The sequence below is a fragment of the Vreelandella salicampi genome (assembly GCF_013415105.1).
GTDB lineage: Bacteria > Pseudomonadota > Gammaproteobacteria > Pseudomonadales > Halomonadaceae > Vreelandella > Vreelandella salicampi.
This window is the reverse complement of the sequence record NZ_JACCDF010000002.1, coordinates 189,816-215,500: the sequence shown is the minus strand read 5'-3', so window position 1 is coordinate 215,500 and position 25,685 is coordinate 189,816. Positions and strand designations below refer to the sequence as shown.

The 25,685-nt window shown below is 57.9% G+C and carries 24 protein-coding genes; 10 read left to right on the top strand and 14 right to left on the bottom strand.

Annotated features, from left to right (window positions below; all coding sequences use genetic code 11):
• Positions 1 to 2 precede the first annotated feature (2 nt).
• Together tatB and tatC are read left to right on the top strand one after the other, a co-directional pair.
• A complete protein-coding gene (tatB, locus tag HZS81_RS03825) occupies positions 3 to 452 on the top strand; it encodes a Sec-independent protein translocase protein TatB (protein ID WP_179929229.1) in 450 nt (149 codons plus the stop codon).
• Positions 449 to 1,231, top strand: a complete 783-nt coding sequence (gene tatC / locus HZS81_RS03820) for a twin-arginine translocase subunit TatC (RefSeq protein ID WP_179929228.1) — start codon at positions 449 to 451, stop codon at positions 1,229 to 1,231. The genes tatB and tatC overlap by 4 nt, the downstream gene beginning before the upstream one ends.
• Positions 1,232 to 1,308: 77 nt before the next feature.
• Here tatC and elbB read toward each other — a convergent pair whose 3' ends face one another.
• Positions 1,309 to 1,968: an isoprenoid biosynthesis glyoxalase ElbB gene (gene elbB / locus HZS81_RS03815; RefSeq protein ID WP_179929227.1), complete on the bottom strand. Its 660-nt coding sequence runs from the start codon at positions 1,966 to 1,968 to the stop codon at positions 1,309 to 1,311.
• 318 nt (positions 1,969 to 2,286) lie between these two features.
• Between elbB and hemB the strand changes: the two genes are divergently transcribed.
• Both hemB and ppk1 read left to right on the top strand, forming a co-directional pair.
• Positions 2,287 to 3,306, top strand: a complete 1,020-nt coding sequence (gene hemB, locus HZS81_RS03810) for a porphobilinogen synthase (RefSeq protein WP_179929226.1) — start codon at positions 2,287 to 2,289, stop codon at positions 3,304 to 3,306.
• Positions 3,307 to 3,396: 90 nt separating this feature from the next.
• Positions 3,397 to 5,589, top strand: a complete 2,193-nt coding sequence (gene ppk1 / locus HZS81_RS03805) for a polyphosphate kinase 1 (protein WP_179929225.1) — start codon at positions 3,397 to 3,399, stop codon at positions 5,587 to 5,589.
• An 85-nt stretch (positions 5,590 to 5,674) separates the two neighbouring features.
• Here the strand turns inward: ppk1 and metE are convergent, their stop codons facing one another.
• Positions 5,675 to 7,972: a 5-methyltetrahydropteroyltriglutamate--homocysteine S-methyltransferase gene (metE, locus tag HZS81_RS03800; protein WP_179929224.1), complete on the bottom strand. Its 2,298-nt coding sequence runs from the start codon at positions 7,970 to 7,972 to the stop codon at positions 5,675 to 5,677.
• A 100-nt stretch (positions 7,973 to 8,072) separates the two neighbouring features.
• On the opposite strand from metE, the gene HZS81_RS03795 reads away from it, so the two are divergent.
• Entirely contained in the window at positions 8,073 to 9,011 is a 939-nt protein-coding gene (locus HZS81_RS03795) for a LysR family transcriptional regulator (RefSeq protein ID WP_179929223.1), read from the top strand.
• Here HZS81_RS03795 and HZS81_RS03790 read toward each other — a convergent pair.
• From HZS81_RS03790 to HZS81_RS03765, 6 genes are all read right to left on the bottom strand, one after another.
• Complete coding sequence (locus HZS81_RS03790) at positions 8,974 to 10,581, bottom strand: ATP-binding protein (RefSeq protein ID WP_179929222.1); 1,608 nt, start codon at positions 10,579 to 10,581, stop codon at positions 8,974 to 8,976. The two genes, HZS81_RS03795 and HZS81_RS03790, sit on opposite strands and share 38 nt — an antisense overlap.
• A 48-nt stretch (positions 10,582 to 10,629) precedes the next feature.
• Entirely contained in the window at positions 10,630 to 11,388 is a 759-nt protein-coding gene (locus HZS81_RS03785) for a winged helix-turn-helix domain-containing protein (RefSeq protein WP_241697356.1), read from the bottom strand.
• Between the two features lie 185 nt (positions 11,389 to 11,573).
• Complete coding sequence (locus tag HZS81_RS03780; protein WP_179929221.1) at positions 11,574 to 11,753, bottom strand: PLDc N-terminal domain-containing protein; 180 nt, start codon at positions 11,751 to 11,753, stop codon at positions 11,574 to 11,576.
• 111 nt (positions 11,754 to 11,864) lie between these two features.
• Positions 11,865 to 12,410: a retropepsin-like aspartic protease family protein gene (locus HZS81_RS03775; protein ID WP_179929220.1), complete on the bottom strand. Its 546-nt coding sequence runs from the start codon at positions 12,408 to 12,410 to the stop codon at positions 11,865 to 11,867.
• Positions 12,411 to 12,429: 19 nt separating this feature from the next.
• A complete protein-coding gene (locus tag HZS81_RS03770) occupies positions 12,430 to 13,773 on the bottom strand; it encodes an MFS transporter (RefSeq protein ID WP_179929219.1) in 1,344 nt (447 codons plus the stop codon).
• Between the two features lie 22 nt (positions 13,774 to 13,795).
• Positions 13,796 to 14,017 (bottom strand): hypothetical protein, encoded by a 222-nt coding sequence (locus HZS81_RS03765; protein ID WP_179929041.1) that lies wholly within the window; start codon positions 14,015 to 14,017, stop codon positions 13,796 to 13,798.
• A gap of 279 nt (positions 14,018 to 14,296) precedes the next feature.
• Between HZS81_RS03765 and HZS81_RS03760 the strand changes: the two genes are divergently transcribed.
• Positions 14,297 to 14,650 (top strand): hypothetical protein, encoded by a 354-nt coding sequence (locus tag HZS81_RS03760; protein ID WP_179929218.1) that lies wholly within the window; start codon positions 14,297 to 14,299, stop codon positions 14,648 to 14,650.
• Positions 14,651 to 14,657: 7 nt separating this feature from the next.
• On the opposite strand, the gene HZS81_RS03755 is transcribed toward HZS81_RS03760, so the two are convergent.
• The 6 genes from HZS81_RS03755 to trmB form a co-directional block, all read right to left on the bottom strand.
• On the bottom strand, positions 14,658 to 15,551 hold the full coding sequence (locus tag HZS81_RS03755; protein WP_179929217.1) for an AEC family transporter: 894 nt from the start codon (positions 15,549 to 15,551) through the stop codon (positions 14,658 to 14,660).
• Positions 15,552 to 18,506 (bottom strand): bifunctional [glutamate--ammonia ligase]-adenylyl-L-tyrosine phosphorylase/[glutamate--ammonia-ligase] adenylyltransferase, encoded by a 2,955-nt coding sequence (gene glnE, locus HZS81_RS03750; protein WP_179929216.1) that lies wholly within the window; start codon positions 18,504 to 18,506, stop codon positions 15,552 to 15,554.
• A gap of 28 nt (positions 18,507 to 18,534) precedes the next feature.
• Positions 18,535 to 18,906 (bottom strand): diacylglycerol kinase, encoded by a 372-nt coding sequence (locus tag HZS81_RS03745; protein WP_179929215.1) that lies wholly within the window; start codon positions 18,904 to 18,906, stop codon positions 18,535 to 18,537.
• A gap of 34 nt (positions 18,907 to 18,940) precedes the next feature.
• Positions 18,941 to 20,320 (bottom strand): D-alanyl-D-alanine carboxypeptidase/D-alanyl-D-alanine endopeptidase, encoded by a 1,380-nt coding sequence (dacB, locus tag HZS81_RS03740; protein WP_241697375.1) that lies wholly within the window; start codon positions 20,318 to 20,320, stop codon positions 18,941 to 18,943.
• 101 nt (positions 20,321 to 20,421) lie between these two features.
• A complete protein-coding gene (locus tag HZS81_RS03735) occupies positions 20,422 to 20,751 on the bottom strand; it encodes a DMT family transporter (RefSeq protein ID WP_179929213.1) in 330 nt (109 codons plus the stop codon).
• Positions 20,748 to 21,413 carry a tRNA (guanine(46)-N(7))-methyltransferase TrmB gene (gene trmB, locus HZS81_RS03730; protein WP_179929212.1) on the bottom strand — a complete coding sequence of 222 codons (666 nt, stop codon included), beginning with the start codon at positions 21,411 to 21,413 and terminating at the stop codon, positions 20,748 to 20,750. The genes HZS81_RS03735 and trmB overlap by 4 nt, the downstream gene beginning before the upstream one ends.
• Before the next feature lie 220 nt (positions 21,414 to 21,633).
• Here trmB and HZS81_RS03725 point away from each other — a divergent pair, with 220 nt between their 5' ends.
• The 4 genes from HZS81_RS03725 to HZS81_RS03710 all read left to right on the top strand — a co-directional run bounded on the left by HZS81_RS03725 (position 21,634) and on the right by HZS81_RS03710 (position 25,644).
• Positions 21,634 to 23,493 (top strand): beta-ketoacyl synthase, encoded by a 1,860-nt coding sequence (locus HZS81_RS03725; RefSeq protein ID WP_179929456.1) that lies wholly within the window; start codon positions 21,634 to 21,636, stop codon positions 23,491 to 23,493.
• On the top strand, positions 23,493 to 23,972 hold the full coding sequence (coaD, locus tag HZS81_RS03720; RefSeq protein WP_179929211.1) for a pantetheine-phosphate adenylyltransferase: 480 nt from the start codon (positions 23,493 to 23,495) through the stop codon (positions 23,970 to 23,972). Before HZS81_RS03725 ends, coaD begins: the two co-directional genes overlap by 1 nt.
• 81 nt (positions 23,973 to 24,053) lie before the next feature.
• A complete protein-coding gene (locus HZS81_RS03715; protein WP_179929210.1) occupies positions 24,054 to 24,302 on the top strand; it encodes a YfhL family 4Fe-4S dicluster ferredoxin in 249 nt (82 codons plus the stop codon).
• A gap of 37 nt (positions 24,303 to 24,339) precedes the next feature.
• Positions 24,340 to 25,644 (top strand): MATE family efflux transporter, encoded by a 1,305-nt coding sequence (locus tag HZS81_RS03710; RefSeq protein ID WP_179929455.1) that lies wholly within the window; start codon positions 24,340 to 24,342, stop codon positions 25,642 to 25,644.
• The last annotated feature ends 41 nt before the right edge of the window (positions 25,645 to 25,685 follow it).

Sequence of the window (25,685 nt, the reverse complement as noted above, 5' to 3'; positions counted from 1 at the left end):
CCATGCTGGATATCGGCTTTCTCGAACTGTTGATCATTGCGGTGGTGGGGCTTTTAGTGCTCGGCCCCGAGCGTTTGCCGCGTGCGGCACGCACGGCAGGGCTATGGGTTGGCAAGATCAAACGCACGGTATCGGGCATGCAGCGCGAAATCAGCTCTCAGCTTGAGGCCGAAGAACTAAGGCAAAAGCTGAACGATCAGCAGAAATCGCTCGATGACAGCCTCAAAAAGGCCAAACAAGACGTTGAAAGCCTAGCCGAGGCGCCGCCTGCCTCTCAAAAAGAGGAGAAAAATCTAGCGGACGCCACGGCGCGGTTAGATGATGCGCTGAATACCGTGCGTGAAGACGCCCCCTCCGAGACGCCGAAAGCGCCCTCTTCAGGTCAGCAGGACGGAGGGCAACAGGACTCTTCCCAAAAAGCTCAATCTCAAAAGGACGAAGAACAGCGATGAGCAGTGGCGACTCTCAGGAGCAGAACGCTCAAAAACAGGCCCCTTTGATTGAGCACTTGGTCGAACTGCGATCACGCCTTATGCGCGCGGTCATGGTGGTGCTGGTCATTTTTCTCGCCTTGTACTCGTTTGCCAATGACATCTACACCTTTGTGGCACAGCCGCTAATGGCACTGCTACCGGAAGGCTCGCAGATGATCGCCACTGAAGTGGCTTCGCCCTTTTTAGCCCCGTTTAAGCTAACACTCGTCGTGGCCGTGTTTATTGCGGTGCCGTTCATCCTTCACCAAGCGTGGGCGTTTGTGGCCCCAGGGCTTTACGATAACGAAAAAGCCTTAGCGATTCCGATTCTGGCTTCAAGCGTGGGGCTTTTTTATGCCGGCGCTGCGTTTGCCTACTACGCGGTATTTCCCTTGTTGTTTGCGTTTTTCACCCAAACCGGGCCGCAAGACATCACGATAATGACCGATATCAATCAGTACCTGAACTTCGTACTGAAACTCTTTTTTGCCTTTGGCGTGGCCTTTGAAATCCCCATTGCCACATTCTTACTCGTGCTTTCCGGCGCCGCCTCCGTCGAGAGCCTTGCCAAAAAGCGGCCTTACATCATTTTGGGCTGTTTTGTGGTGGGCATGTTGCTCACCCCGCCTGATGTGGTATCGCAAAGCTTACTCGCAGTACCGATGTACCTGCTTTACGAAGTTGGTCTGCTGTTTGGTCGCTTAGTTCGGCGTAAGCGCCGCGAAGACGCTGAAAAAAGTTCTGACATCGAAGGCTAGAAACCGTTAAGCGCGCTAAAAAACCTCCGCCATACACAGTGGAGGTTTTGCGTTATGAACGGCTAAAACGTAATCGCTTACCCCATCATTTCATCGATACGGTCGACCAACTTAAAAATACCGGTCGCCGCTTCACTGATGCGCGTGGCAAGCATATAGGCGGGCGTGGAGACAACGCGGTTCTCGAAATCCACCACGATATCGTCGACCCCGCAGCTGCGGTGCAGGCCACCCATCGCGCTAATGGCGCCGGATACGCCGGGGTCATGGCCCACCGTCACGGCAATGCCTTCGTCTAACAAGCGAGGCGCCATCACTGGGGAGATACATATCAAGCCGATGGGTTTGGCATCCTCACGAAAACCCACCAACGCCGCTTTCAGCGGCTCGATGACGTCCATGCCATCACCGGCAGTCGCGAAGTCTGAGAGATTTTTCGCCACGCCAAAACCACCGGGAACGATAACCGCATCGAATTCATCGGCATCTAATTCGCTCAGCGGGCTGATGTCACCGCGTGCCAACCGCGCAGCTTCTTCCAACACGTTACGAGTTTGCCCCTCGGCCACCTCGTGGGTCGCGTGGTTAATCACGTGGTGCTGCTCTATATCCGGCGCGAAGCAGCGATAGCCAATGCCCAGCTGATCTAAGCGCAGGAGTGTAAGCGTGGTTTCATAAATTTCCGAGCCGTCAAAGACGCCGCAACCGGCCAGAATCACCGCCACCTGTTTGGTCATGCTATTCCCCTTTTTATCAGCACTATTTCAAAGTACTATCTCAAAGTACTATCTCAAAGTAATATCTCAAAGTACGGTTTCAGCGTACGATTTCTCAGTACGATTTCTTGGTAGGCATTCTCAATACGGCTTGCCTGTTGCGCTTCACTTTATGCAGTTTGCCGACTCTCCACAACATAGCTTTCGGCGCACATCTTCCCCCTCACCATATATCCCTCACGCCCCCAACATGTTCTCCTCAGCATGTTCTCCTAAACATAGGGCCTGATATACTCACTGAAAGCGATAACCTACTTTGATGACAGCGAGGAGAATGCCTTGAGTACCCCGACCCCGCGCCACTTTCCGGCCACGCGTATGCGGCGTATGCGCCGCGATGATTTCTCCCGCCGCCTGATGCAGGAAAATACCCTGACACCGTCGGATCTCATCTTGCCGGTCTTTGTCCTAGAAGGCGAAAACCAGCGCGAAGCCGTCCCCTCCATGCCTGGCGTTGAGCGTCTTTCGTTGGACCTTTTGATCGAGCAGGCACGCGAAGCCTTTGCGCTTGGGATTCCGGCGCTGGCACTTTTCCCGGTGGTCGGTTCAGCGCTGAAGTCGGAGTTCGCCGAAGAAGCCTACAACGCGGGCGGCCTGGTGCAGCGTAGTGTTCGTGCACTAAAACAAGCGCTGCCGGAGCTGGGCATCATCACTGACGTGGCGCTTGACCCCTATACCAGCCACGGCCAGGACGGCATCATCGACGAGCACGGCTATGTGTTGAACGACCGCACCGTCGATACCCTGCTCAAGCAAGCGCTCTCCCACGCGGAAGCCGGCGCCGATATCGTGGCACCGTCGGATATGATGGATGGCCGCATCGGTGCGATTCGTCAGGTACTGGAGCAAGAGCACCTGCACAACGTCAAGATCATGGCTTACAGCGCCAAGTATGCCTCGCACTATTATGGCCCCTTCCGCGATGCGGTGGGCTCGGCGGGCAACCTGGGGAAAGCGGACAAGCGTACCTACCAGATGGACCCGGCGAATAGCGATGAAGCCCTGCACGAAGTCGCGCTCGACCTTGCCGAAGGTGCCGATATGGTGATGGTAAAGCCGGGCATGCCGTACCTTGACGTGGTACGCCGGATCAAAACCGAGCTGCACGCCCCCACCTTCGCCTATCAGGTAAGTGGGGAGTACGCCATGCACCGCGCCGCTTTCGATAACGGCTGGCTGGATGCCGATAGCGTGATACTCGAGTCGCTTACGTGTTTCAAACGTGCCGGGGCCGACGGCATTTTGACCTACTTCGCGCTTGATGCCGCACGCTTGCTGCGTGCTCAACGCATAGTTTAAAGATGACAACAGGATGACACCTCTCTGTCATCTTTATCCGCCATACTGAAAGCATTGCCTTATGTATTTGTCTTTCGAGAAGGAACGGTAATGGACTCTCAAGCCTCAGACGCATCCCCCAAACAAGGGGTCGACCAAGTCGCGACCGAAAGCGAAGCGCCGACGCTACGCGTTAACCGCACGCCAACAGGCGTACAAGCACGGGATAACCAAGCCGAAACCGATCTCGACGACCCGCAACTTTACTTCAACCGCGAAATTTCCCACTTACAGTTCAACATTCGCGTGTTAGAGCAGGCGCTAGACGAAGCGCACCCGCTGCTCAATCGGCTGATGTTTTTGCTGATTTTCTCGTCCAACATGGATGAGTTCTTTGAGATCCGCGTCGCGGGTCTCAAGCACCAGATCGCGCTGGGCGATGACACTACCGGCGCGGATGGTCGTCTTCCCAAGGCCGTGCTGAGTGAAATTTCCCAGATTTCTCACGAGCAAATCAACCGCCAGTACCAGATTCTCAACGACACTCTTCTGCCTGCGTTAGAGGCACAAGGGCTGCGGTTTCGCCGCCGCAATCAGTGGACCGAAGAGCAAAAACAGTGGGTGCGCGCGTTTTTCGATAATGAAATCATGCCGGTGATCAGCCCAATCGGGCTTGACCCTTCGCACCCCTTCCCACGCTTGGTCAACAAAAGCCTTAACTTTATCGTCGAGCTAGAAGGCAAAGATGCCTTCGGTCGGGCCGGCGGCATGGCCATTTTGCCCGCACCACGCTCGCTACCGCGCCTGATGGCGCTGCCCAAGGAGCTCTGCGAAGAAGGCTTCTCGGAGTATATTTTTCTGTCGTCGATGATTCATGCTCACGCCGAGGAGTTATTTCCCGGCATGCGCGTGCGCGGCTGCTACCAGTTTCGCTTAACGCGTAACGCCGATATGACCGTCGACCCGGAAGAAGTGTCGGATCTCGCCTCGGCCCTGCGCGGCGAGCTGTTGGCCCGGCGTTACGGCAGTGGCGTGCGCCTTGAGGTCGCCAATAATTGCCCTGAAGACCTTACCAACTTTCTCCTGCGCCAGTTCAGCCTGGAAGCCGAGGATCTCTATCGCGTCGAAGGACCGGTCAATCTCACCCGCATGATGTCGGTACTCGGGGATGTTGACCGGCCCGAGTTACTCTACCGGCCCTTTATTCCCGGCATCCCCAAAGCACTTCGAAACGGTAGTCTTTTCGATACCATTCGTAAAAACGATTTGTTACTCCACCACCCGTTCCAGTCGTTCTCGCCGATTGAAGACCTGCTTAGCGAGGCGGCGCGCGACTCAAACGTATTGGCCATCAAACAGACGCTTTACCGCACAGGTGCCGATTCGCCAATGGTCAGCGCCTTGGTGGATGCCGCCAGCCAGGGCAAAGAAGTCACCGTGGTGATTGAGCTGCGCGCACGTTTTGATGAAGCCGACAACCTACAGCTCGCCTCGCGCCTCCAGGAGGCCGGCGCCATCGTGATCTACGGCATAATGGCCTACAAAACTCACGCCAAAATGCTACATATCGTGCGCCGGGAAAAGGGCGAGCTGCGCCACTACGCTCATCTCGGCACCGGCAATTACCACTCCAAAACGGCCAAGCTCTACACCGACTATAGCTTGTTCACCGCCAACGAAACGCTATGTGCCGATGTACACCGAGTATTCCAGCAGCTTTCAGGAATGGGGCGCGCACGGCGAATCGATACGCTACTGCACGCACCTTTTACCCTTCACGAGCGGCTCACCGAAATGATCGAGCGCGAGGCGCAAAATGCACGCAAAGGCAAACGCGCGCATATCATTATCAAGTGCAACTCGCTGACCGAGCCTAGGTTGATAAAATCGCTCTATCGTGCGTCGCAAGCAGGCGTAGAGTGTGACCTGATCATTCGCGGCATGTGCTGTTTAAAACCCGGTCTGGAAGGAATTTCTGACAACATTCGCGTGCGTTCGATTATTGGCCGTTTTTTGGAGCACACGCGCGTTTTTCACTTCCATAATGACGGCAAGCCTGAGACCTGGTGCTCTAGCGCCGACTTTATGTCGCGTAACATGTTCCACCGGGTAGAGACCTGCTTCCCTCTGCTGGACAAAAAGCTCGCCACTCGGGTGCGTAAGGATTTGGAAACCTACTTGGTGGATAACTGCCAAAGCTGGCTGCTGCAGCCGGATGGCAGTTACCGTAAACAAGATGCTGGTGACAGCGCCCCGATCAGCGCACAAGAAACGCTGCTTTACGCTTACGCCACCAAAAGCTAAGCGGCTCTCTACCAAACACTCTTTACCCTACTGCAACCGACAACGCCCCGCACTTTAGCGGGGCGTTGGCATTCTTGGGCAGGTGTTACGCGTAGCGTTTGCGCAGTGCTTTCGCTGCGGCCACCATGTTGGCAAGCGCCGGCTCGACCTCCTCCCAGCGGCGAGTTTTGAGCCCACAATCCGGGTTCACCCACAGCCGCTCGGCGGGTATTTTCTCTAGCGCTTTCTCCATCAGGGTAACCATCCACGCCACATCCGGCGTGTTGGGGGTGTGGATATCGTAAACCCCGGGGCCGATTTCATTGGGGTAAGCGAAGTCTTGAAATGCTTCCAAAAGCTCCATATCCGAGCGCGAGGTTTCGATGGTGATCACATCGGCATCCAGTGCTGCAATCGCGCCAATGATGTCGTTAAACTCCGAATAGCACATGTGGGTATGAATTTGGGTGGCGTCTTCCACGCCGGCAACGCTTAACTGAAAACTCTCGACCGCCCAATTTAAGTACGCTTGCCACTGGCTTTGGCGTAGCGGCAAGCCTTCGCGCAGCGCCGGCTCATCGACTTGAATCACGCTAATCCCAGCGCCCTCAAGGTCGGCCACTTCATCTCGAAGCGCCAGGGCAATCTGTTTACAGGTCGTTTCTCGCGGTTGGTCATCGCGCACAAACGACCACTGCAAAATCGTCACCGGCCCGGTCAGCATGCCTTTCATGGGCTTATCGGTAAGCGATTGCGCATACTCACTCCAGCGCACCGTCATCGGCGTGGGACGCGAGACATCGCCGACGATAATCGGCGGTTTAACGCAGCGCGAGCCGTAACTTTGCACCCAGCCAAAGCGGGTAAAGGCAAAGCCATCGAGCTGCTCGCCAAAATACTCCACCATGTCGTTACGCTCGGCTTCGCCGTGCACCAACACGTCAATATCCAACGCTTCTTGGCGGGCCACCGCGTAGGCGATTTCTTCACGCATTTTGGTTTCGTACGTATCGACGTCGAGCTCGGCGTTTTTATACGCCCGGCGCGTTGCGCGTATCGCGTTTGTCTGCGGAAACGAGCCAATCGTGGTGGTAGGAAAAGGTGGCAGCGCCAGTTCGCGCCGCTGCGCCACTGCGCGCTTGGCATAGGGTGAGGTGCGCTGGCTATCCGCCGGACTAAGCCGTGCTAGGCGCTCTTTCACCACGCCACGATGAATGCGTGCTGAAGCCCGGCGTGCATCCAATGCCTGCGTGGCAACGGCCAAGCGCGTTTCGTCTTCGGCCGTGGCACGGTGGTCGAGAAGCCGCGTCAGGGTCACCACTTCATTGAGCTTTTGACGTGCAAACGCAAGCCAGCTTTTCAATTCCTCATCCAGTTCGGTTTCGGCTTCCAGATCCACCGGTACGTGCAATAACGAGCAGCTTGGCGCCAGCCACAGGCGGTTGCCCAAGCGCACTTTCAACGGCATCAAGCGCTCACGCAGCACGGCCAGATCCGACCGCCAGACGTTACGCCCGTCGATCATACCGATGGAAAGCACCTGGTGCGGGCTTAACCGGTCGATCACAAGCTCAAGCTGCTCCGGCGCGCGCACGGCGTCCACGTGCAACCCCGCCACCGGCAGCCGAGTGGCAACCGATAGGTTATCGCCGAGGCCTCCGAAGTAGCTCGCCACCATCAGCTTCACCGGCGCGGCCTGCAGGCGATGATAGGCGCGTTCATATGCCTGCTGCCAGGCGAGCGGCAAATCCTGCACCAGCGCTGGCTCATCCAGTTGTACCCACTCAATATTTTGTTTCGCCAGGCGATTTAGCACTTCCACGTAAACGTCTAACACGCCCTCCAAAAGCGTCAGGCGATCAAATGAGTTCCCTTTCGTCTTCCCCAGCCACAACCAGGTCAGCGGGCCGGTAAGCGTGACTTTCGGTGCGAAACCCGTTTCTTGCGCTTCATCGACTTCCTCAAAGAGTCGCTCACAAGCCAGCGCGAAACGCTGCCCCTGATGTAGCTCAGGGACTAGGTAGTGATAATTGGTATCGAAATACTTGGTCATTTCACACGCCGCGGCGGGCTCACCGCTCGGCGCCCGTCCGCGGGCCATACGAAACGCAGTGTCGAGGTCAATATCACCACGCGCGATCTCATCGCTGGCGTTAAACCGCTCGGGTACGGCCCCTAACAAAACAGAGACGTTTAGCACCTGATCATAGAAGGCGAAATCACCGACGCTGACATAGTCGAGACCGGCGTCAAACTGCGCTTGCCAATGCGCTTGACGCAGCGTTTTGCCTTGGGTTTCTAGCGCCTCACGGGATTGCTCACCGGCCCAATAAGCTTCGGTGGCTTTTTTTAATTCGCGCTGAGCGCCGATACGCGGATAGCCAAGAATATGAGAAACTGTCATGATAAATGCTCGTTAACGTGAATGATTTCACACAGTCTGAGCCTCGGCTATAAGTGAATCAAACTAATATTTTTAATACACAACATGAAATAACATCACCATGATTGAGCTTCGCCACCTCCGCACCCTACTTGCGCTGCGCGAAACCGGTTCGCTAGTGGAAGCCGCCGAGCGCGTCCACCTTACGCAGTCGGCGCTGTCGCATCAGCTAAAAGACCTGGAAAGCCGAGTAGAGAGCCCACTTTTTGTGCGCAAAACCCGCCCGGTCGAGTTCACCCGCGCCGGCTTGCGCCTGCTCACGCTCGCCGACCACGTACTCCCAGAAGTGCGCCGCGCCGAGCGCGATATTGCCCGGCTCACCGGCAGCGAGCAGGGGCGTTTGCACATGGCCATTGAGTGCCATAGCTGCTTTCAGTGGCTGATGCCGACGGTGGATTACTTTCGCGATCACTGGCCAGAAGTGGAGATCGATATTCCCAGCGGCCATCACTTCGACCCGCTCCCGGCGCTTGCCCGCGAGCAACTTGATCTGGTCATCACCGCTGACCCGCAGCCGCTTGACGGGGTGCACTATGCGCCGCTATTTCGCTACGAGGGACTTTTGGCAGTTTCCCGCCAGCACCCCTTTGCCAAAAAAAGCGCCGTCACCCCGCAAGAGCTCGCAGGGGAAACCCTGATCACCTACCCGGTAGAGCAATCACGGCTGGATGTGTTTACCCACTTTTTGAACCCGGCCAATGTGCGACCGAAAGAGATTCGTACCGCCGAGCTCACCATTATGATGATGCAGCTGGTGGCGAGCGGCCGTGGCGTGTGTGCGCTGCCCAACTGGGCGTTAACCGAATATTTAGAGCGCGCCTACGTGAGCGCGGTAAAACTTGGGGAGGAAGGCGTGTGGGGCACACTTTACGCTGCTATTCGAGAAGATAGTCTGGAAGCACCCTGGATGCAGGATTTTTTACGCACCGCACGCGAGACCTCGTTTGCAGTGCTCTCAGGCATTAAGCCAGCGACTCGCGACGCGGAATCAGCAGAGTAAAGCGCGCGCCGCCCAGTGTCGGGCTGATATCCACGGTCACGCTGCCGCCGTGGCCTGACATAATTTTATGCACGATCGAAAGCCCGAGCCCATAGCCGCCAGAGCTACGCGTGCGGCTATCGTCCAAGCGGGAGAAGGGCTTAAAAATATCACCACGCGACTCCACGGGCACACCGGGACCGTCGTCTTCGACGTCAATACGTACCAGATTCGGCTCATCCCAAAGGCGCACTACCACCTGGGAGTGACCGTAGCGGCAGGCGTTACTCACTAGGTTTTGTAGCGCGCGCTGTAAATAACGTGGCTCGGCGAGAAGCTCAATGTCGGGTCCGGGCGCAAGCGTTAGTGTTAAGCCCTCATGCAGCGGCGACAGCGAATCGATCACCCGCTCGGCCATCGCGCGACAATCAACGAGCGACATTTCCATTTCTGCGCCATTGATGGTTTCGCCCCCCAAGCGCGCATAGGTGAGAATCTCATCCACTAGCGTATCAAGTTCAGCGATATCGGCGTCAATTCCTTGCAGCTGGCGGCGGATGGCAGGCTGTTCGGTCATGTCCTCGACCATCTGTACGGCAAAGCGAATCCGCGCCACCGGCGTACGCAGCTCGTGCGATACTGCGCGGATCATCTCTTGTTGGCCACGCAGAAGCGACTGCACTTGGCTGGCCATACCGTTAAAGGCCATCCCCACTCGGCCCAGAAAGTCACCGCTTTCCACCTTGACGCGGGTTTCCAAGCGCCCGCTAGCGATCCGTGTCGCCGCGAGCTCAAGGCGTGCCATGCGCGCTTCAATGCTGCGCATAATCAAGTAGATCACCAGCGTCAGCACCACCATCACCCCGATCAGCAGCGGCAGGTGCAAGTTGAGTGGCAGCAGGTCACTGCGCCGCATCGGCCCGGCTTCTAGCCATTGAGAAGTACCTTCGCCAGTGCGAGGCAGCGCGATAAGAAGAGACACGTTAAGTTCCTCACCGCTTAGGCGAGTCACGATTTCCCCTTGAGCAAGCTGAGCGCGCTGCGTCGCCGTTAGCTCTTCGGGGGGCGAATCCAGCAGGTGCAGCGGCCAACTGCCACTATCCAAAGCGTCAAGCTGCCTCTCGCGCTCGGAAACCGGTATCGCTACAAGATGCTCGGCGGCCAACGCAAGGCTTGCGTGCCACTGCTGATCGCGCCACTCGCCAACACTTGCGTGGATCAACCAAGGCGAATCAACAAGGCGTTTGCGCACCCGCCAAGGGGACTTTTCCACCAGCACTTTACCCCGCTCAAGGCGGGCACGCTCAAAGTAACTCAGGTCTGCCTCAGCCAGCGGCGTTAGCGCTAGCGATACGCCAAAATGCTCGGCCAAGACCGCCATGCGTTTTTCGCGCTGCCAAGGGGGCAGTGGCGAGAGCTCTGCGACCAGCAACGACATAGGTAGCGAGACGAGCTGCTCGTAATACGCCTCGTGGCGTATTTTCTCAATCAGCATCCGCCCGCCGAGCGCCATCATAAAAAGCACCAATAACGCCACGCCGAGAAGCAGATAAAAACGCAAAAAAGAGCTATGGTTTAGCACCCAGCGCATCGTGTTCACGCCTTACTCAAGGCGAAATTAGCTTTATTTAACAAACGATTAGCCGTCTTTAACAAACAAATAACCCCTACTGCGCACGGTTTTAATCCGGTGAGGTTGGTTGGGGTCGTCGCCAATTTTGGGTCGAATCCGCGAAACCCGCACATCAATAGAGCGGTCTTGGCCGTCGTACTTAATGCCACGCAAATCGCTAAAAATCTCCTCCCGGGTGAGCACACGGCCGGCATTGCTGGCCAATAGCCACAAAAGATCGAATTCGGCGCTGGTCAGATCAATACGTTCACCGGATAACCACGCCTCACGGGTCGCGTTATCGATGTCTAAGTTTTCAAACCTTAAGCGCATCTCGCCGCTGGGGGCGGGGCCATCCGCACGGCGTAAAAGCGCCCGCATACGCGCGAGCAGCACCCGCGGCTGCACCGGTTTTGGCACGTAATCGTCCGCCCCCATTTCTAGCCCCAACACCTGATCTAAATCATCGGTGCGCGCGGTCATCATCATGATCGGACCGGCGAAATTGGGCCGGACGCGACGACAGATCGCCAAACCGTCTTCGCCAGGCAGCATCAAATCCAGGATCACCAAGTCAGGCTGCAGGGTTAAGATACGATCAACCCCTTTAGAACCATCAGCCTCTAACGTGACCTGAAAGCCGTTGGCTTCCAAGTAATCACGCGTGAGTTCAGCCAGGCGCTGGTCATCTTCAATAATCAAAATGTGATCCTGATCGGGATAATCAGGCACCGTGGGCTCTTGGGCGCCAAGCGCTTCAAACTGTTTTTCTAAGTGGTCGACCATGCGTCTTCGTTACTCCGCTTTAGTACGCGCTTTTCCCGCTTCCCTGAACTGAGACGGGTGGTGATGTAATTCGCCAGAATACCTTATTAAAGCAGCTTCAACTGCGTCTGAAGGTAGAACGAGCTAGCAGGCAAGTCTTACGACTTGTCTTTATGACTTGAACTCAGGTTGCTGAGTGTTGGTGGCTATCCTTTTGGTCCGAGCAACAGCCAGATCAGCAAACCGATAAAGGGGAAAAATAGCAGCACTAAAATCCACAGCAGCTTGGAAATCCCACCGGCTGAGCTTTTCGCTACTTTGATAATCGCCCAAATCACGATAACGAGCCAAATGAGCCCTAACAGCCCCCCAACTTCAATTCCCATAAAAACTCCTTAAACCGGAAATCCAAATTTAACCGTATGACATTAATATTATGAAAGCTAAGCACAGGCACAATCACTTAACAAGATCGACCACTTAACAAGGTCGACCGCTTAACAAGACTGATCCGCGCATTTTTCCGGCAAGCTCAGCACCATCTCCCCTTGTGACATCTCAATGGAGAGTAAGTTGAGAAAACTCATGCCCAAAAGCACGGTATCGCGTTCCATGCCGGGGCCAATCGAGCCTTGTACATTTTCAATTCGAATGCCGCCCAAACGCACCTCATCGAGTTGCGTTATGTTGCCTTCCACACGCCCGTTAGCGGTGTTAAACCAAGCGCTACGACCAAGCTCTAAACCCAGCCTATCGGCCATGTTTTGCGGTACGGCAACATACGTCGCGCCGGTATCGAGTAAAAACGTCACCGGCTCGCCGTTGATAGACCCCGGCGCTTGAAAGTGTCCCGCGCGGTTGCGCTTAAGCGTTAGCGGCTCACCGTCACTGTCGCTCTGAGCGATGTGAGCATTGGGGCGCAGCGTCGCTTCTAACCCACCGTGCAGCCACCATGTGCCAACCGCCATCAGCAGCACCCAAAACAGCAGCATCATCACAAGGCCACTGCCCCGATTGCGCTTGGAGCCGTCGCGCTGGGTCATCCGACACCTCCCGCGCCCTTTAAGGCGCCTGCCATTGCTCGGCGGCGTCTCGCCCACGGGGCTCATTCACCCGTATACACAGCAGCATAGCCGTAATAAACAGTACCGCGCAGAGTAAAATCGATGCCTGCAACCCTACCAGCGTTTGCAGCGTACCGAGCAACACAATACCCAATACCCCCGCCAGCTTATTGGCTAAGCCCCAAAAGCCAAAAAACTCGGCCGTTTTGGAAAGCGGCGCAAAAAGCCCCACCAGCGTGCGGCTCGCCGATTGGCTGGAGCCCAAACTCAACCCCGCCAAACAGCCCACCACCAGAAACACATATTGAGACTGCCACTGCCAGCCAAAGTGCCGATTCGCTATCTCGGTGATACCCGGTGTCGCCCAAATAAAGACAATTGCCAAGACCCAAAGTGCCAGCGTGATGAGATACGTCACTTTTGCCCCGAGGCGATCTTGCACCCAGCCGAATGCCAAAGCGCCCGCCGCCGCCGTGACTTGGACGATAATAAACATGAGATTGCGCACACCCTCATCCCAGCCGATCACCTGCGCGCCATAGATAAAGGCAAAGGCAATAATGATGTAGACCCCGGCCATCGAGAAGAGCAACGACACTAGGAACACGCTCAGGTCTTTAAAATAGCGCAAATCGTGCAGCGTAGCCGCGACGCGCAAACGGGCGATGTGGCGATAAGATGCTGCCACCGGCTGCGGCTGGCCGCGTTCTTTCAACGTCAAAAACGTGGGTATCGCCGCGATCAGGAAAAACCCCGCGGCAAACGGCCCCACCCAACGGATGCGCTCAAAGTTATCCGCCGTCGCCTCACCCAGCACGACCAGCGTAAACCCTGCGGCAAAGAGGCCGCCGATATAGCCAAGCGCCCACCCGAACCCGGAAATTTTACCCAGCGCGCTAGGCGGCCCGAGTTCGGGCAAAAAAGCGGCAATAAAGGATTCGCCCATGGAGTAGGCATAGTTGGAGAGGATAATAAGCACAACGCCCAGCCATATATAGCCTGGCGCGACAAAGTACAAAAGCGCAGTGGCGACGACGGTGGCGATGTAGCTGAAAAACAAAAACCGCTTTTTCTGTGCGCGGTAATCCATCACAGCGCCCAACAGCGGAGCGGTTAACACCACTAACAAATAACTGGCGGCAAGCGCCATGCTCCACAGAAAGTTCGCCAGCCGGTAGCCGTCGCCTCGATCCCCCACGATAACCGTGGTGAAAAGCTCACCAAACACGACGGTGATAATCAGCAGTGTATAAGCTTGATTGGCGAAATCGAACATCGCCCAGCCGAATATTTCACGGCGAGAAGCGTAACAGCGGGAATCAGCGGCAGCGGCGGTGAGCATAGTAAGACTCGGTCGTTGGAGGCTATAAAAGCCAGTGGGCAAGTACGGCGGCTAACCCCACCAGTATCGCCGTGGTGACCGCCACACTCACCGCAAGGTTCAGCCAGCGGTCAAACGCGGCATCTTTGTTGCGCCGCGTGGCGCCGTGGCGGTTCTGCCCCTTCATCAGACGATTGCCTCCATACGTCGCTCCCCTTGAGGTGCGCGTTAGCGTCGCGGCCTGCGCACCAAGACAATCTTCCATCACAGTCTTCATCGGAAGTTACACGCTTAACGCTTCGATGCTATCAACTTCCGTTGGGTCCTGCACCGGTAATATGCGATTCGTTGTGCCCTAGATATTCACCCTCGTCGGTATCCGCCACCATACAGTCAGGGCTGACAACTCTGAATTGTGGAACAACTCAGAATTACGAAACAACAATGAACTCGGCGGGCAGCAGTGAACTCGGCGGGCAGCAGTGAACTCGACAAGATAAGTGTGTTCCAATCGGGTAGCTAACACGACTCTTTGGAGGCTTACATGCCACACCCAAACCACGATCAACGCAACGCCGCTTGGCAGGCTGCCCATCAATGGCGTGCCCGGGCTGCGCAAACGCGCCCTGATGGCTTAATGGGCACTATTAAGCTATTTTTCACTTGGCTCGCGTTTGGCGTGCTGATGATCGTCGGCGTGATATTAGGGCTTTTATTTTTGCTGGTGGGCTGGGCCATGATGCCGTTTGTGCGCCACAAAATGAAAAAGCGCATGGAGGCGATGCGGGCTAACCAAGCGCAGGATATCGGCGGCAGTCACGCTTACCAACAGTCGCGCCACCGGCAAGATGTGCTAGAAGGTCATTACGAGGTCAAAGAAAAAGACCGACGCGCCTGATACATCGCTACACCGGCGGAAATAGCCATGCGAAAGCGGCGGCCAGTGTTAACGGCATGACCACGAGACTGCCAAGGTTGCCGATCAGCACCAAGGAAGCGACCTTCTGCGGCGCGAGCTGGTACTGTTCGGCAACCAGATAGTTCAACACCGCTGGTGGCAGCACGGCAAACACCAAAAGCACCGCCAGTTGTAACGGGTTCAACGGCAGCAGCACCATCAGCGGCAGCGCAATAACGAGACCTGATAGCGGGCACAAAAGCGCGCCGAGCAAACCGCTGCGCCAGTCGCTGAAGTCGATCTCCAAAAGCCTCACGCCGAGGGCGAACAGCATGAGTGGAATGCACACCCCACCCAGCATGTGCATCGATTCAAGAAGCCAGCCCGGCAGCGGCACCCCGCCCAAGTTCACCGTAAGCCCGGCAAGGCTTGCGAACACAATCGGCATGCGCAGTAAGTGCCAAAGCGAGGTGCGCGGGTCGAGCATATAAAGCCCCACCGAAAAGTGCAGCAACATCTCGACGATAAACACCACCACCGCCGCCGGCAGCGCTTGTTCGCCAAACGCCAGCACCAGAAGCGGCACGCCCATGTTGCCAGAGTTGTTGAACATCATCGGCGGCAAAAACACTTTGGTATCGAGCTTGAGCCACTTGGCGAGCGGCCAGAGTACAAGACCTGACCCTAAAACCACTGCGGCCGCCGCTGCGGCCAGCCAAGCGTAGTCGGCGAGCGGCGCCTGCCGGTCGGCAAGCACCGCAAACACCAAAAGCGGAACGAATAGCTCCATGTTGAGCGTATTGAGGCTTCTAATATCCGGTGTGCGAAAGCGCCCGTAGGCCGCGCCACAGCCAACAATCAAAAACACCGGCAAGAGCGTGGCGAGAATCTGCCCGATCATTTACTTCTCGGCCCCCAAAAAGCGCTCCCACAGCGCTTTCACGGTATCGCGCTCGGCCTGAAAATCGCCTTCGTCCACGCTCGCTTTGTCACCGGTCAAGGCCGCGCGATGGGTGGTGCTGCGGTAGGCCAAGTACGCATCACGCAAGCGCTCGGCTTCGTCTTCCGGCACGTGGCCGCTCGTTGCCAGGGTTTCCAGAATGCGGATATTGTCACTGTAGGTGAGAAGCTCCGGCGTTTCATGGGCCAGCGAAAGCACCGCGTACTGGCACAGAAACTCGATATCCACCATGCCACCGGCGTCGTGCTTGAGATTGAAAGTGCCGGTTTTTTTGCTCGCCAGATGGTCACGCATTTTATGCCGCATTTTGACCACATCCTCGCGCAGCGATTCTCTATCACGGGGCTGCGCCAAAATCTCCCCGCGCACGGCGTTGAACTTCTCCGCGAGCGCCTCGTTGCCCGCCACCACGCGAGCGCGTACCAGCGCCTGATGCTCCCAGGTCCAGGCATTTGCGCGTTGATAGTCGGCAAAGGCATTGATCGAGGTGACCAAAAGCCCGGCGTTGCCCGAGGGGCGCAGACGCATGTCGACCTCATAAAGCGAGCCCGCAGGTGTCACAGCCGTTAATAGATGAATAATGCGCTGGCCGAGGCGGGTGAAAAACACCGGTGTATCCAACGCCCGCGGGCCATCGGTGGCGCCTTTGCCGTCGCTGTCATGGAGGAAGACCAGATCCAGATCGGAGCTGTAGCCAAGCTCGATACCGCCTAGCTTGCCGTAGCCAACGATCAGAAACGCGGCCTGCTCGGCGCTCATTCCGGGCGGCGTACCGTGCTTGCGCGTTAAGTGCTTCCACGCCATGGCAATGACGGCGTCGAGTATCACCTCGGCGATGTAGGTTAAGTAATCGCTTACTTTCATCAGATGCCGCGTGCCAGCGATATCGGAAGCGGCGACGTGTAAGGTCTGGGCGTGCTTGAACACCCGCAGCGCTTCTAGCTGCGCCTCTTCGTCGTCTTCGGGAAGGCGGTTCAACGCTTGACGCAGCTCATCGGCGAGCCGGTCTTTATCCGCCGGGGTGTAGAGCGATTCCGGCGTCAACAGCTCGTCGAGCAAAATCGGGTAGCGCGCGAGCTGTTCGGCAATCCAAGGGCTTGCCGAACACAGGTGCATCAGGTGCTCGAGCGCCTGCGGATTTTCACGCAACAGCGCTAGGTACGCGGTGCGCCGCAGCACTGCTTCAATCAGCGGCTGCACCCGAGGTAGCGCGGCATCGGGTGTCTCGCTTTGCGCCAGCGCGTCGAGCAGCAGCGGCATCAGCGCATCCAAGCGCTCATAACCGATCCGCTGCATACTCTGCACCGCGCGCGAATGATAAAGCCCGCTAAGGCGCTTGAGCGCCTTGGCCGGCTCAACGAAACCGGCATCCGCCAAATAGTTTTCGGCCTCGTCCTGGTCTAACTCGCCGCGCCACACCAAACGCCACTGTTCAAGGCCCGCCTCGCTGTCGTTGGTCTCTTCAACGTCATCTTCCGGGTCGGCAATCACGGCATCGAAGTGGCGGCGCACCCGCTCGCGTACCTCGTCCAATTTCGCCCTGACCGCGGGCCAATCTTCCATATCGAGCGCCAAAGCCACGCGCTCACGGTTAAGATCATCATCCGGAAGGCGCTGTGTCTGGCGGTCTTCCAGCGCCTGCAGCGCGTGCTCGACATCGCGCAGAAAGGCGTAATCAGGGATGAGTTCATCCACCACCTCTTCCGGCAACAGCCCCAGCTCCGGCAGACGTTTGAGCGCGGTGTGCAGCGAGGTGACCTGCAGCTCGGTATCGCGGCCGCCTCGGATCAACTGAAACGCCTGCACCACGAATTCGACCTCGCGAATGCCGCCCGGGCCGAGCTTAATATTGCTCTCCATACCCTTGCGCTTCACTTCGCGATTGATCATCGCTTTCAGCTCGCGCAGCGACTCAATGGCCCCAAAATCAAGGTACTTGCGGTACACAAAGGGACGCAAACTGGCGAGCAGTTCAAAGCCCGCGTCAAGATCCCCCGCGACGGGGCGCGCTTTGAGCATGGCATAGCGCTCCCACTCGCGGCCTTGATCTTGATAATAGGCCGAAAGCGCCGAGAAACTGCCCACCAGCGGGCCGCCGTCGCCTAGCGGACGCAGGCGCATATCCACGCGAAACGCAAAACCGTCGGCGGTCACCGCGTCCAGCGCCCCAATAAGCTTTTGCCCTAGCTTGGTAAAGTACTCCTGGTGCTCAAGCGACTTGCGCCCCCCCGCGGTATCGCCGTTCTCCGGGAAGGCGAAAATCAGATCGATATCCGAGGAAAGGTTAAGCTCCCCAGCGCCGAGCTTGCCCATCCCCAGCACGACCAGGCGCTGCTCACTCTCGTCGCGGCGCTGGGCAGGCGACCCCCAGCGCGGCTGCAAAAACGCCTCCAACCAAGCAAGCGCGCCTTCCAGGCACACTTCGGCAAGCGCCGACACCGCCGCAGCGGTGTCCCACATCGTGTAGCCTTCGGGGCGATTAAGGTCGCGCCAGACAATGCCGAGCATGCGCGAGCGGCGAAAGCGACGAATCGCTTGATGCATGGTGGCTTCATCTTCGACACCGTCTAAACGATCAGCCAGCCACGTCTCCTGCGCCTCGCGGCTGGGGGTCGCGTCCAGCTCACCAGCGGCATCGAGCTCGGCGAGTAACGTCGGCGTGCGCACCAGGACATCCAGCGCAAAGGTGGAAATCGTGATGACCTTGGCAAGCGCCTCACGCCGCGACGCGCTGAGCGCTTCCCAGCTTTCCGAAGGCGATTCCTGATCGCTCATGGACGCGATGTTATCCGCCTGCGCCAGCGTTTCATTTAAGCGCTCGCGGGCCTGTTGCGCTGGCGCCTTTAGAGGCGCGGGCAGAAAATCCAGCGGTAACACGTCGTCATTGAGTTCCATAGCGCCCTCGTTGGTCGTTGGTGGTTTCTTATCCCAAGAACTTTTGCCAGCCTAGCAGGCCCCAAGTTAGCCCGGCGAGTATGAGCGCAAGCATCACTGCGGCCGAACCAATATCCTTGGCCCGCCCGGAGAGCTCGTGGTGCTCAGAACCAATGCGATCGACCACGTTTTCGATCGCGCTATTTAACAGCTCGGTAATCAACACCAGTACGCAGCTGCCAATCAGCATTAACCAGGCGAGCGGCCCCTCGCCGATCCACCAGGCAAACGGTAGCAGCACGAGCGTGATGCCAACTTCCTGACGAAACGCGGCTTCGTGGCGAAACGCCGCTTTTAATCCTTTTAGCGAGTAGCGCGTGGAGTGCTTTAAGTGCTTTAAGCCCGTATGGCCAGGTTTCATCGTGCGTCCTCACGTGGCAAGCCCATTTTGGTGGTTAATGAGCCCGTATCATTTCATCCAAATCTTGCGCCAGCGGCTCTAGCACTTTGGTCCAGTTGAGGTATGGCGTGCTCGAATCGCCGTTTACCAACACACTGAACACCCCCCAACGCCCGCTAACGGTACGGAAATAGCCCGCCGCGGCGCGTACCGCAAACGGTTGATTGAGCGTACCGGTTTTTATCATCACGTTAGTTTGGAAGACATCAGGGCCGCGGCGAATAAATCGCATTACCCCGTTGGCAGGCGATTGAAACGTGGCCACAAAGCTTGGGAACAACGACGCTTGGTGAAACATCGATTCCAGCATTACGTTGATACTGTGGGCACTGGTGCGGTTGCCGGTGGTCAAGCCGCTACCGCTTTCCAGCGTGACCGGACCGTGCCCCGGCAGGCTTGTGGCGTACGTCTCTAACGCCTCACCGGCCTGGCGCAGCTGCGCCTTGGGTGTCTCCACCAAATTTAGCGCCAGCACATCGGCCATGTAATTATTGGAGTAGTTCATTATCCGCAACAAAATCTCCTGCAGCGGCTTGCTGTCTACCGCCGCCAGTCGGCTTGCGCCTTGGGGCGGCGGCTCGGCTGTCACCCGCGGTTCGCTCCCCATCACAATGCCCGCCCGCATGAGCATGGCGTGAAGCGTTTGCGCGGTTTGCGCGGCGCTGTCGCTAGCCGCCCGGTAAACATCGCGCGGCCAGGCGTTAGTGGAAATCTGCCCGCTGATGCGCATGATATCGCCGCGCTCGTCGGTAATGCGCTCGGCGTTGAGCTTGGTGCCACTGTTATCGGGGCGGGTCGTAACGCGGTTATCCACCCGCGTAAGCGACGACGGACCGTCGCAGTGGGTGATACGCGCGGGTTCTCCCGGCGTGCTTGCTGGTGCGACGTTGACGCACCAGCTGCCAAAGTTAACCCCAGCCGATGAAAGCGGCGCGCTGTAGCTATTCGCCACCCGAGATAGCGCATCGCAGCGGTCGGTCGTGATGCACTCTACCGGGCCAAAACGCCACTGACTCACTACCAAGCCGCCCGCGACGTCGCGTACACCGGCCTGCTGTAGCCGTTGTACCAAGCGCCATAAATTCTCGCTGGTAAGCCCGGGGTCACCGCCGCCGTCAAACACCAAATCGCCTTGCAACACGCCGTTGGCATCGATCTCGCCGGTGCTAACCAATTGCGTGGTAAAGCGATGCTGGGGGCCAAAGCGGTTAAGCGCCGCAGCCCCCAGGTACGCTTTGGTAACAGAAGCGGGCGAGCGCTCGGCGTTGGGATTAATGCTCGCCAACGTCACCTCGGGGGCGTTCAGCAATCGCGCTTCAGCGCTAATCGCAAAACCGCTGTCTTGCAGTTCGGCCAAACGTGAAAAATCCGCCATCACCGTGGGGCTCGACAACAGCGCAAGTGCTGCTGCCACTAGCGAGCCGACGATAAGCCGGGGGCGCCTTTTCAATAACGTTTTCGTCACAATTCGCATCCTTAATGCACGCTCATTTTGGAAAATACCTGTAGCAATACCACGCCGGCTACAATGAACCCGATACCCAGCATACCGGGCCAATCGGGCCGCTCGCCGAACGCCACAATGCCCACTAGGGTGACCAGCACAATGCCCAGGCCCGCCCAAATCGCGTAGGTCAAACCGACCGGCAGCGTGCGCAGCACCAAGCTTAACAAGTAAAACGCCACGCCGTAGCCCACTACCACCACGATACTCGGCAGCGGGCGGGTAAAGCCCATCGAGGCTTTAAGCGCGCTGGTGGCCACCACTTCGGCCACAATCGCGAGCACTAAATAGACAAAGGTCATACACGCTCCAGATTCACGGTGAGACGCCAGAGAGCCTGGCCGCTATGGTCATACTTCGCTTCAAACGGGGTTAAATAGTCGCCGTTGGGGGAATACGCCGCAACGTCCGGCGACTTATTCGTAGCTTGCGTCACGGCCTGGGCAAACTCTTCGACGTAAATTTTCCAGTTCGAACGCAACTCCAGCCGCCCTCCAAGCGCCAGCAGCGTGGGAAAGACCGGGTGCCCGTGCCAGCGACGGTTCAAATGCGCCGCCTTGGGATATGGGTTGGGGTAAAGCAAATAGTGTCGCGACGGCGACCAGCCCGCACGTTGTGCCAAGCGCCAGAAATCGACCAAATCGGCGCGCACGAGAAAGGCGTTATCCGGCGGTGCGCCGTGGTCACGCCCCAGGCGATCTTCGCTACGATCAACCCCGATCACCGCATGGTCGGGGAAGGTAGCCGCTAAGCGCCGCGTGGAGAGCCCTACTCCACAGCCGGCATCCAAAATAAGCGGGGCACGCCGCTTGCTTAGCCAAGTCTCAGCCGTTTCAAACGCGGTTTGCGTGTGCGCGGCGATGGGCTTTTGCAGCGGGTGCGCAAGCGCGCGCGCCACCCAGCGCGATACGTCTGGGTGCGGCCCTGGCTGATTCGATTCCACCGCGCGTGATCGCGTCTGCATGGCGTTTTTCACCCATCATTAGTCCAAAAGAGGCAGATTCTATCAGGCTCGTGTGCTTGTAGCATGACGGCGTTGCACGCCTGGTGCTATGATCACACCCCAGAAAATGATGAAGCGCACGTGACAATCACATTACCGTGACCACGTGTCGATAAAACGATTTTGACCACCACCGCACCACGAGGAACCCGGCTTGTCACACTTACCGGTGATTGTCGGCATGGGCGGCATCAATCCCGCCGGCAGAACCTCGGGCCATCAGGCCTTTCGCCGCACCGTGCTTGATGCACTCTCTACCGATCAGCAACGCCAGACTTTAGAGAGCCTGGCCGCACTCATGCGCCTTAACGCCGACGCCCTGCCGTCCTTTGAGGCGCTGCGTGAGACGGTGCTCAAACACACGTTGGTGCGCCGCAATGAAGACTCGCGCTTTACCCCCCCGGGGCTGCCCGCCAACCGCCAAGCCTCGCTTAGCCTAAGTGAGCCGCTGCGCTTTCAGCTGCGCCGCCGCCAACTCCCCGAGCACATTCCCGATCACTGGGAGGTGCGCGAACTTGATGCGCGCCAGGTGGAAGTCAGCGTGCCCGCGGGTGACTTCAACGTGCTGCTACCCGACGCCCAGACGCCCAAAGTCTCAACGGCGGCCCAGCTGCCCAGTGGTTTTGATCCAGCGGCGCTTTACCGCAGCGTTCACCATCCGCGCGGGCTTTCCATGGCGATTTTTAGCGCCAGCGACTGCATCGGGGCGAGCGGCTTCACCTGGGAGACCCTGCGCCAGCAGCTCGACCCAGACCAGATTGCCGTGTATGCCGGCAATTCCATCGGGCAGCTGGATGATCAAGGCTGGGGTGGGCTGATCAAAAGCCTGGTCAGCGGGCAGCGCGCGACGTCCAAACAAATGCCGCTTGGCTACGCGCAGATGCCGGCTGATTTTTTGAACGCCTATGTACTCGGTAGCGTAGGCGGCACCGGCACTGCGCTCGGCGCCTGCGCCAGCTTTCTGTATAACCTGCGCTTAGGCATTGATGACATTCGTGCCGGGCGCTGCCGGGTGGTGATGGTCGGCACCTCGGATGCGCCGATCACACCGGAAATCATCGAAGGCTTTCGCGCCATGGGCGCACTGGCCGATGACGCGGGCTTGAAAGCGTTAGACGCGCTGGAAATGCTAACCGACGCTGACTACCAGCGCGCCTGCCGCCCGTTTGCGCGCAACTGTGGCTTCACAATGGCCGAGTCAAGCCAGTTTGTGATGCTGATGGACGATGCGCTGGCGCTGGAAACCGGCGCGGATATCCTCGGCGCGGTGCCAGATGTATTCGTCAATGCCGACGGTTTCAAACGCTCTATCTCCGCGCCTGGCATCGGTAATTACATCACGTTGGGCAAGGCTGCGTCGTTAACACGCAGCCTGCTCGGCGAACGCGCGCTACAAGAGCGGACGTTCCTCCACGCCCACGGCACCAGCACGCCAAAAAACCGCATCACCGAATCCCACGTATTCGATGAAATTGCTCGCGCCAATGGGATTTCGGATTGGCCGGTCGTGGCGATTAAAGCGTTTATCGGCCACTCGCAGGGCTCGTCGGCGGGCGATCAGCTTATGAGCGCGCTGGGGAGTTTCGCTCACGGCATGCTGCCGGGTATCCCAACGCTGGATGCCGTTGCCGATGACGTTTATGCCAGCCGTCTACGCTTTTCACAGTCAGCGCAAGCGTTTCACGCCGATGCCGCTTTCATTAACGCTAAGGGCTTTGGCGGCAATAACGCGACCGGTGTGGTGCTCTCGCCGCAGGTCACCGAGCGGCTGCTGACTCAACGCCATGGCGCACGCGCCGTCAACGCCTGGAAAAAGCGCCGCGACGGCGTGCGCGAAGCCGCCAACACCTTCCTTGAGCAAGCTGACCGCGGGCACTACCAGCCGCGCTATCAATTCGGCGAGCAGGTACTGGAAGGCCCCGAGCTTGAGATTCACGCTGACCGGATTCATATTCCCGGCTACGATAAAGCCGTCTCGCTAAGCGTCGACAACCCTTTTGGCCGCCTGAACGATGAGACACCGGATGACGAGGAAGCGTGATGAATATCGCCGTGTACCCTGGCACCTTTGACCCCATTACCAACGGCCACTTTGACCTGATCGAGCGCGGCGCACGCATGTTCGATAAGGTCGTGGTGGCCGTAGCAGAGAGCCCCGGCAAGCGCCCTTCGCTGGATCTCGACACGCGTATTTCGCTCGCTCGGAAGGTTTGCGCCGAGCTGCCCAATATCGAGGTCGTTGGTTTCTCATCGCTTTTGACCACTTTCATGCGCGAGCAGCAGGCCAATATCATTCTTCGCGGGCTTCGCGCGATGTCGGACTTTGAGTACGAACTGCAGCTCGCCAATATGAATCGCACCCAAAACCCCGAGCTTGAGAGCGTGTTTCTCACGCCGGCGTTAGAAAACTCGTATATTTCTTCCACCATGGTGCGCGAAATCGCCAAACTTGGCGGCGATATTTCGCTGATGGTGCACTCACAGGTCGCGCAGGCGCTTTACAAGCACTACAATAGCTAGCCAAGTGCCAATTGTTGAGTAAAACACTCAGGTATTGCCCGCCGCAATGCCGAGTGGCGACGCCATACACGAGGTATACCCATGGCCTTAATGATTACCGACGAGTGCATTAACTGCGACGTCTGCGAACCCGAATGCCCCAACGATGCGATTTCTCCCGGCGAGGAGATCTACGTGATCGACCCCAATCTGTGTACCGAGTGCGTGGGGCATTACGATGAGCCGCAGTGCCAGCAAGTATGCCCGGTGGATTGCATTCCTCTCGACGCTGAGCGACCTGAAACCCACGACCAGCTAATGGAAAAGTACCACCGGATCACCTCGAGCTAACCTCGCTTCTGTGTCCGCTGCCGCCTCCCCACCACGTCTGCGCATCTGGGCGCTGGCGTGGCCGATTATTCTCTCCAACATTACCGTCCCGCTACTGGGGCTAGTGGATACGGCCGTGGTCGGCCACCTACCGGACTCGCGCTATTTAGCCTCCGTTACGCTCGGGGCGACGCTATTTAGCTTTCTCTACTGGGGCTTTGGCTTTTTACGCATGGGCACCACCGGGCTCACCGCCCAAGCGGTCGGGCGTGAAAACGATACACAGGTGCGCAACCTGCTCGGCCAGGCGTTGATCATGGCCGCCGTCATTGGCGTGCTCTTAATCGTTTTTGGCTCGCCGCTGATTTCGCTGGGTCTGTGGCTTCTTGATGGCAGCGAGACCGCGACACCGCTGGCGCGGCAATACGCCGAAATCCGCATTCTCTCGGCCCCGGCGGTGTTGGCGAACTACGCCATTTTGGGCTGGTTTCTCGGCCAGCAGAATTCACGCGTTACGCTGATGATTTTGGTGCTGACCAACAGCGTCAATATCGTGCTCGACCTATGGTTTGTCGTAGGGCTTAAAATGACCAGCGACGGCGTCGCCTGGGCGAGCGTGCTGGCCGACTACGCAGCACTTATCTTTGGCGCCACGCTCGTACTACGCCAACTCGGCTATCTCGAAGGGCGCTTTCTGCGCCGAGAACTTACCTCCCTTAACGCTTACCGCGCGATTTTTCACGTTAACGCCAATCTATTCGTGCGCACCCTCGGGCTTCTGTTCGCGATGGCGTTTTTCACCGCTCAGGGCGCGGGCCAAGGCGATACCATCCTAGCCGCCAACGCCGTGCTGCTGCAGTTCATTATGCTGGTGAGTTACGCCTTGGATGGCTTTGCCCACGCCGCCGAGTCGCTCATTGGGCGCGCCTTTGGCCGCCGCGACTGGCAAGCGTTTGCAGCGACGGTAAAAGCGGCGGCGCGCTTTTCGCTGTGGACGACCCTTGCCGCATCGCTGGCGTTTGCCCTTGGGGGTAACGCGCTCATCGCCCTGCTCACGGGGCTGCCGGAAGTGCGCGCCACGGCGGCGATGTACCTGCCGTGGATGGTGGCCATGCCGCTTATCGCGGTATGGAGCTATTTGCTTGACGGTGTGTTTATCGGCACCACGGCCGTCAAAGAAATGCGTAACAGCATTTTTATCGGCCTCGCGGCCTATTTGCCTGCCTGGTGGCTCGCCACCGAGATGTTGAGCGACCGGTATCATAACCACGCGCTCTGGTTCGCTTTTACGCTGTTTACCCTGGTGCGCTCGGGCGTTTTGATCGCCTACTATCGCCGCTACCGTTTAACTCGTTGGCGCTAAGCACGTGCAAAGGCTGCAAAATTCTCTTCAAAGACCGTATA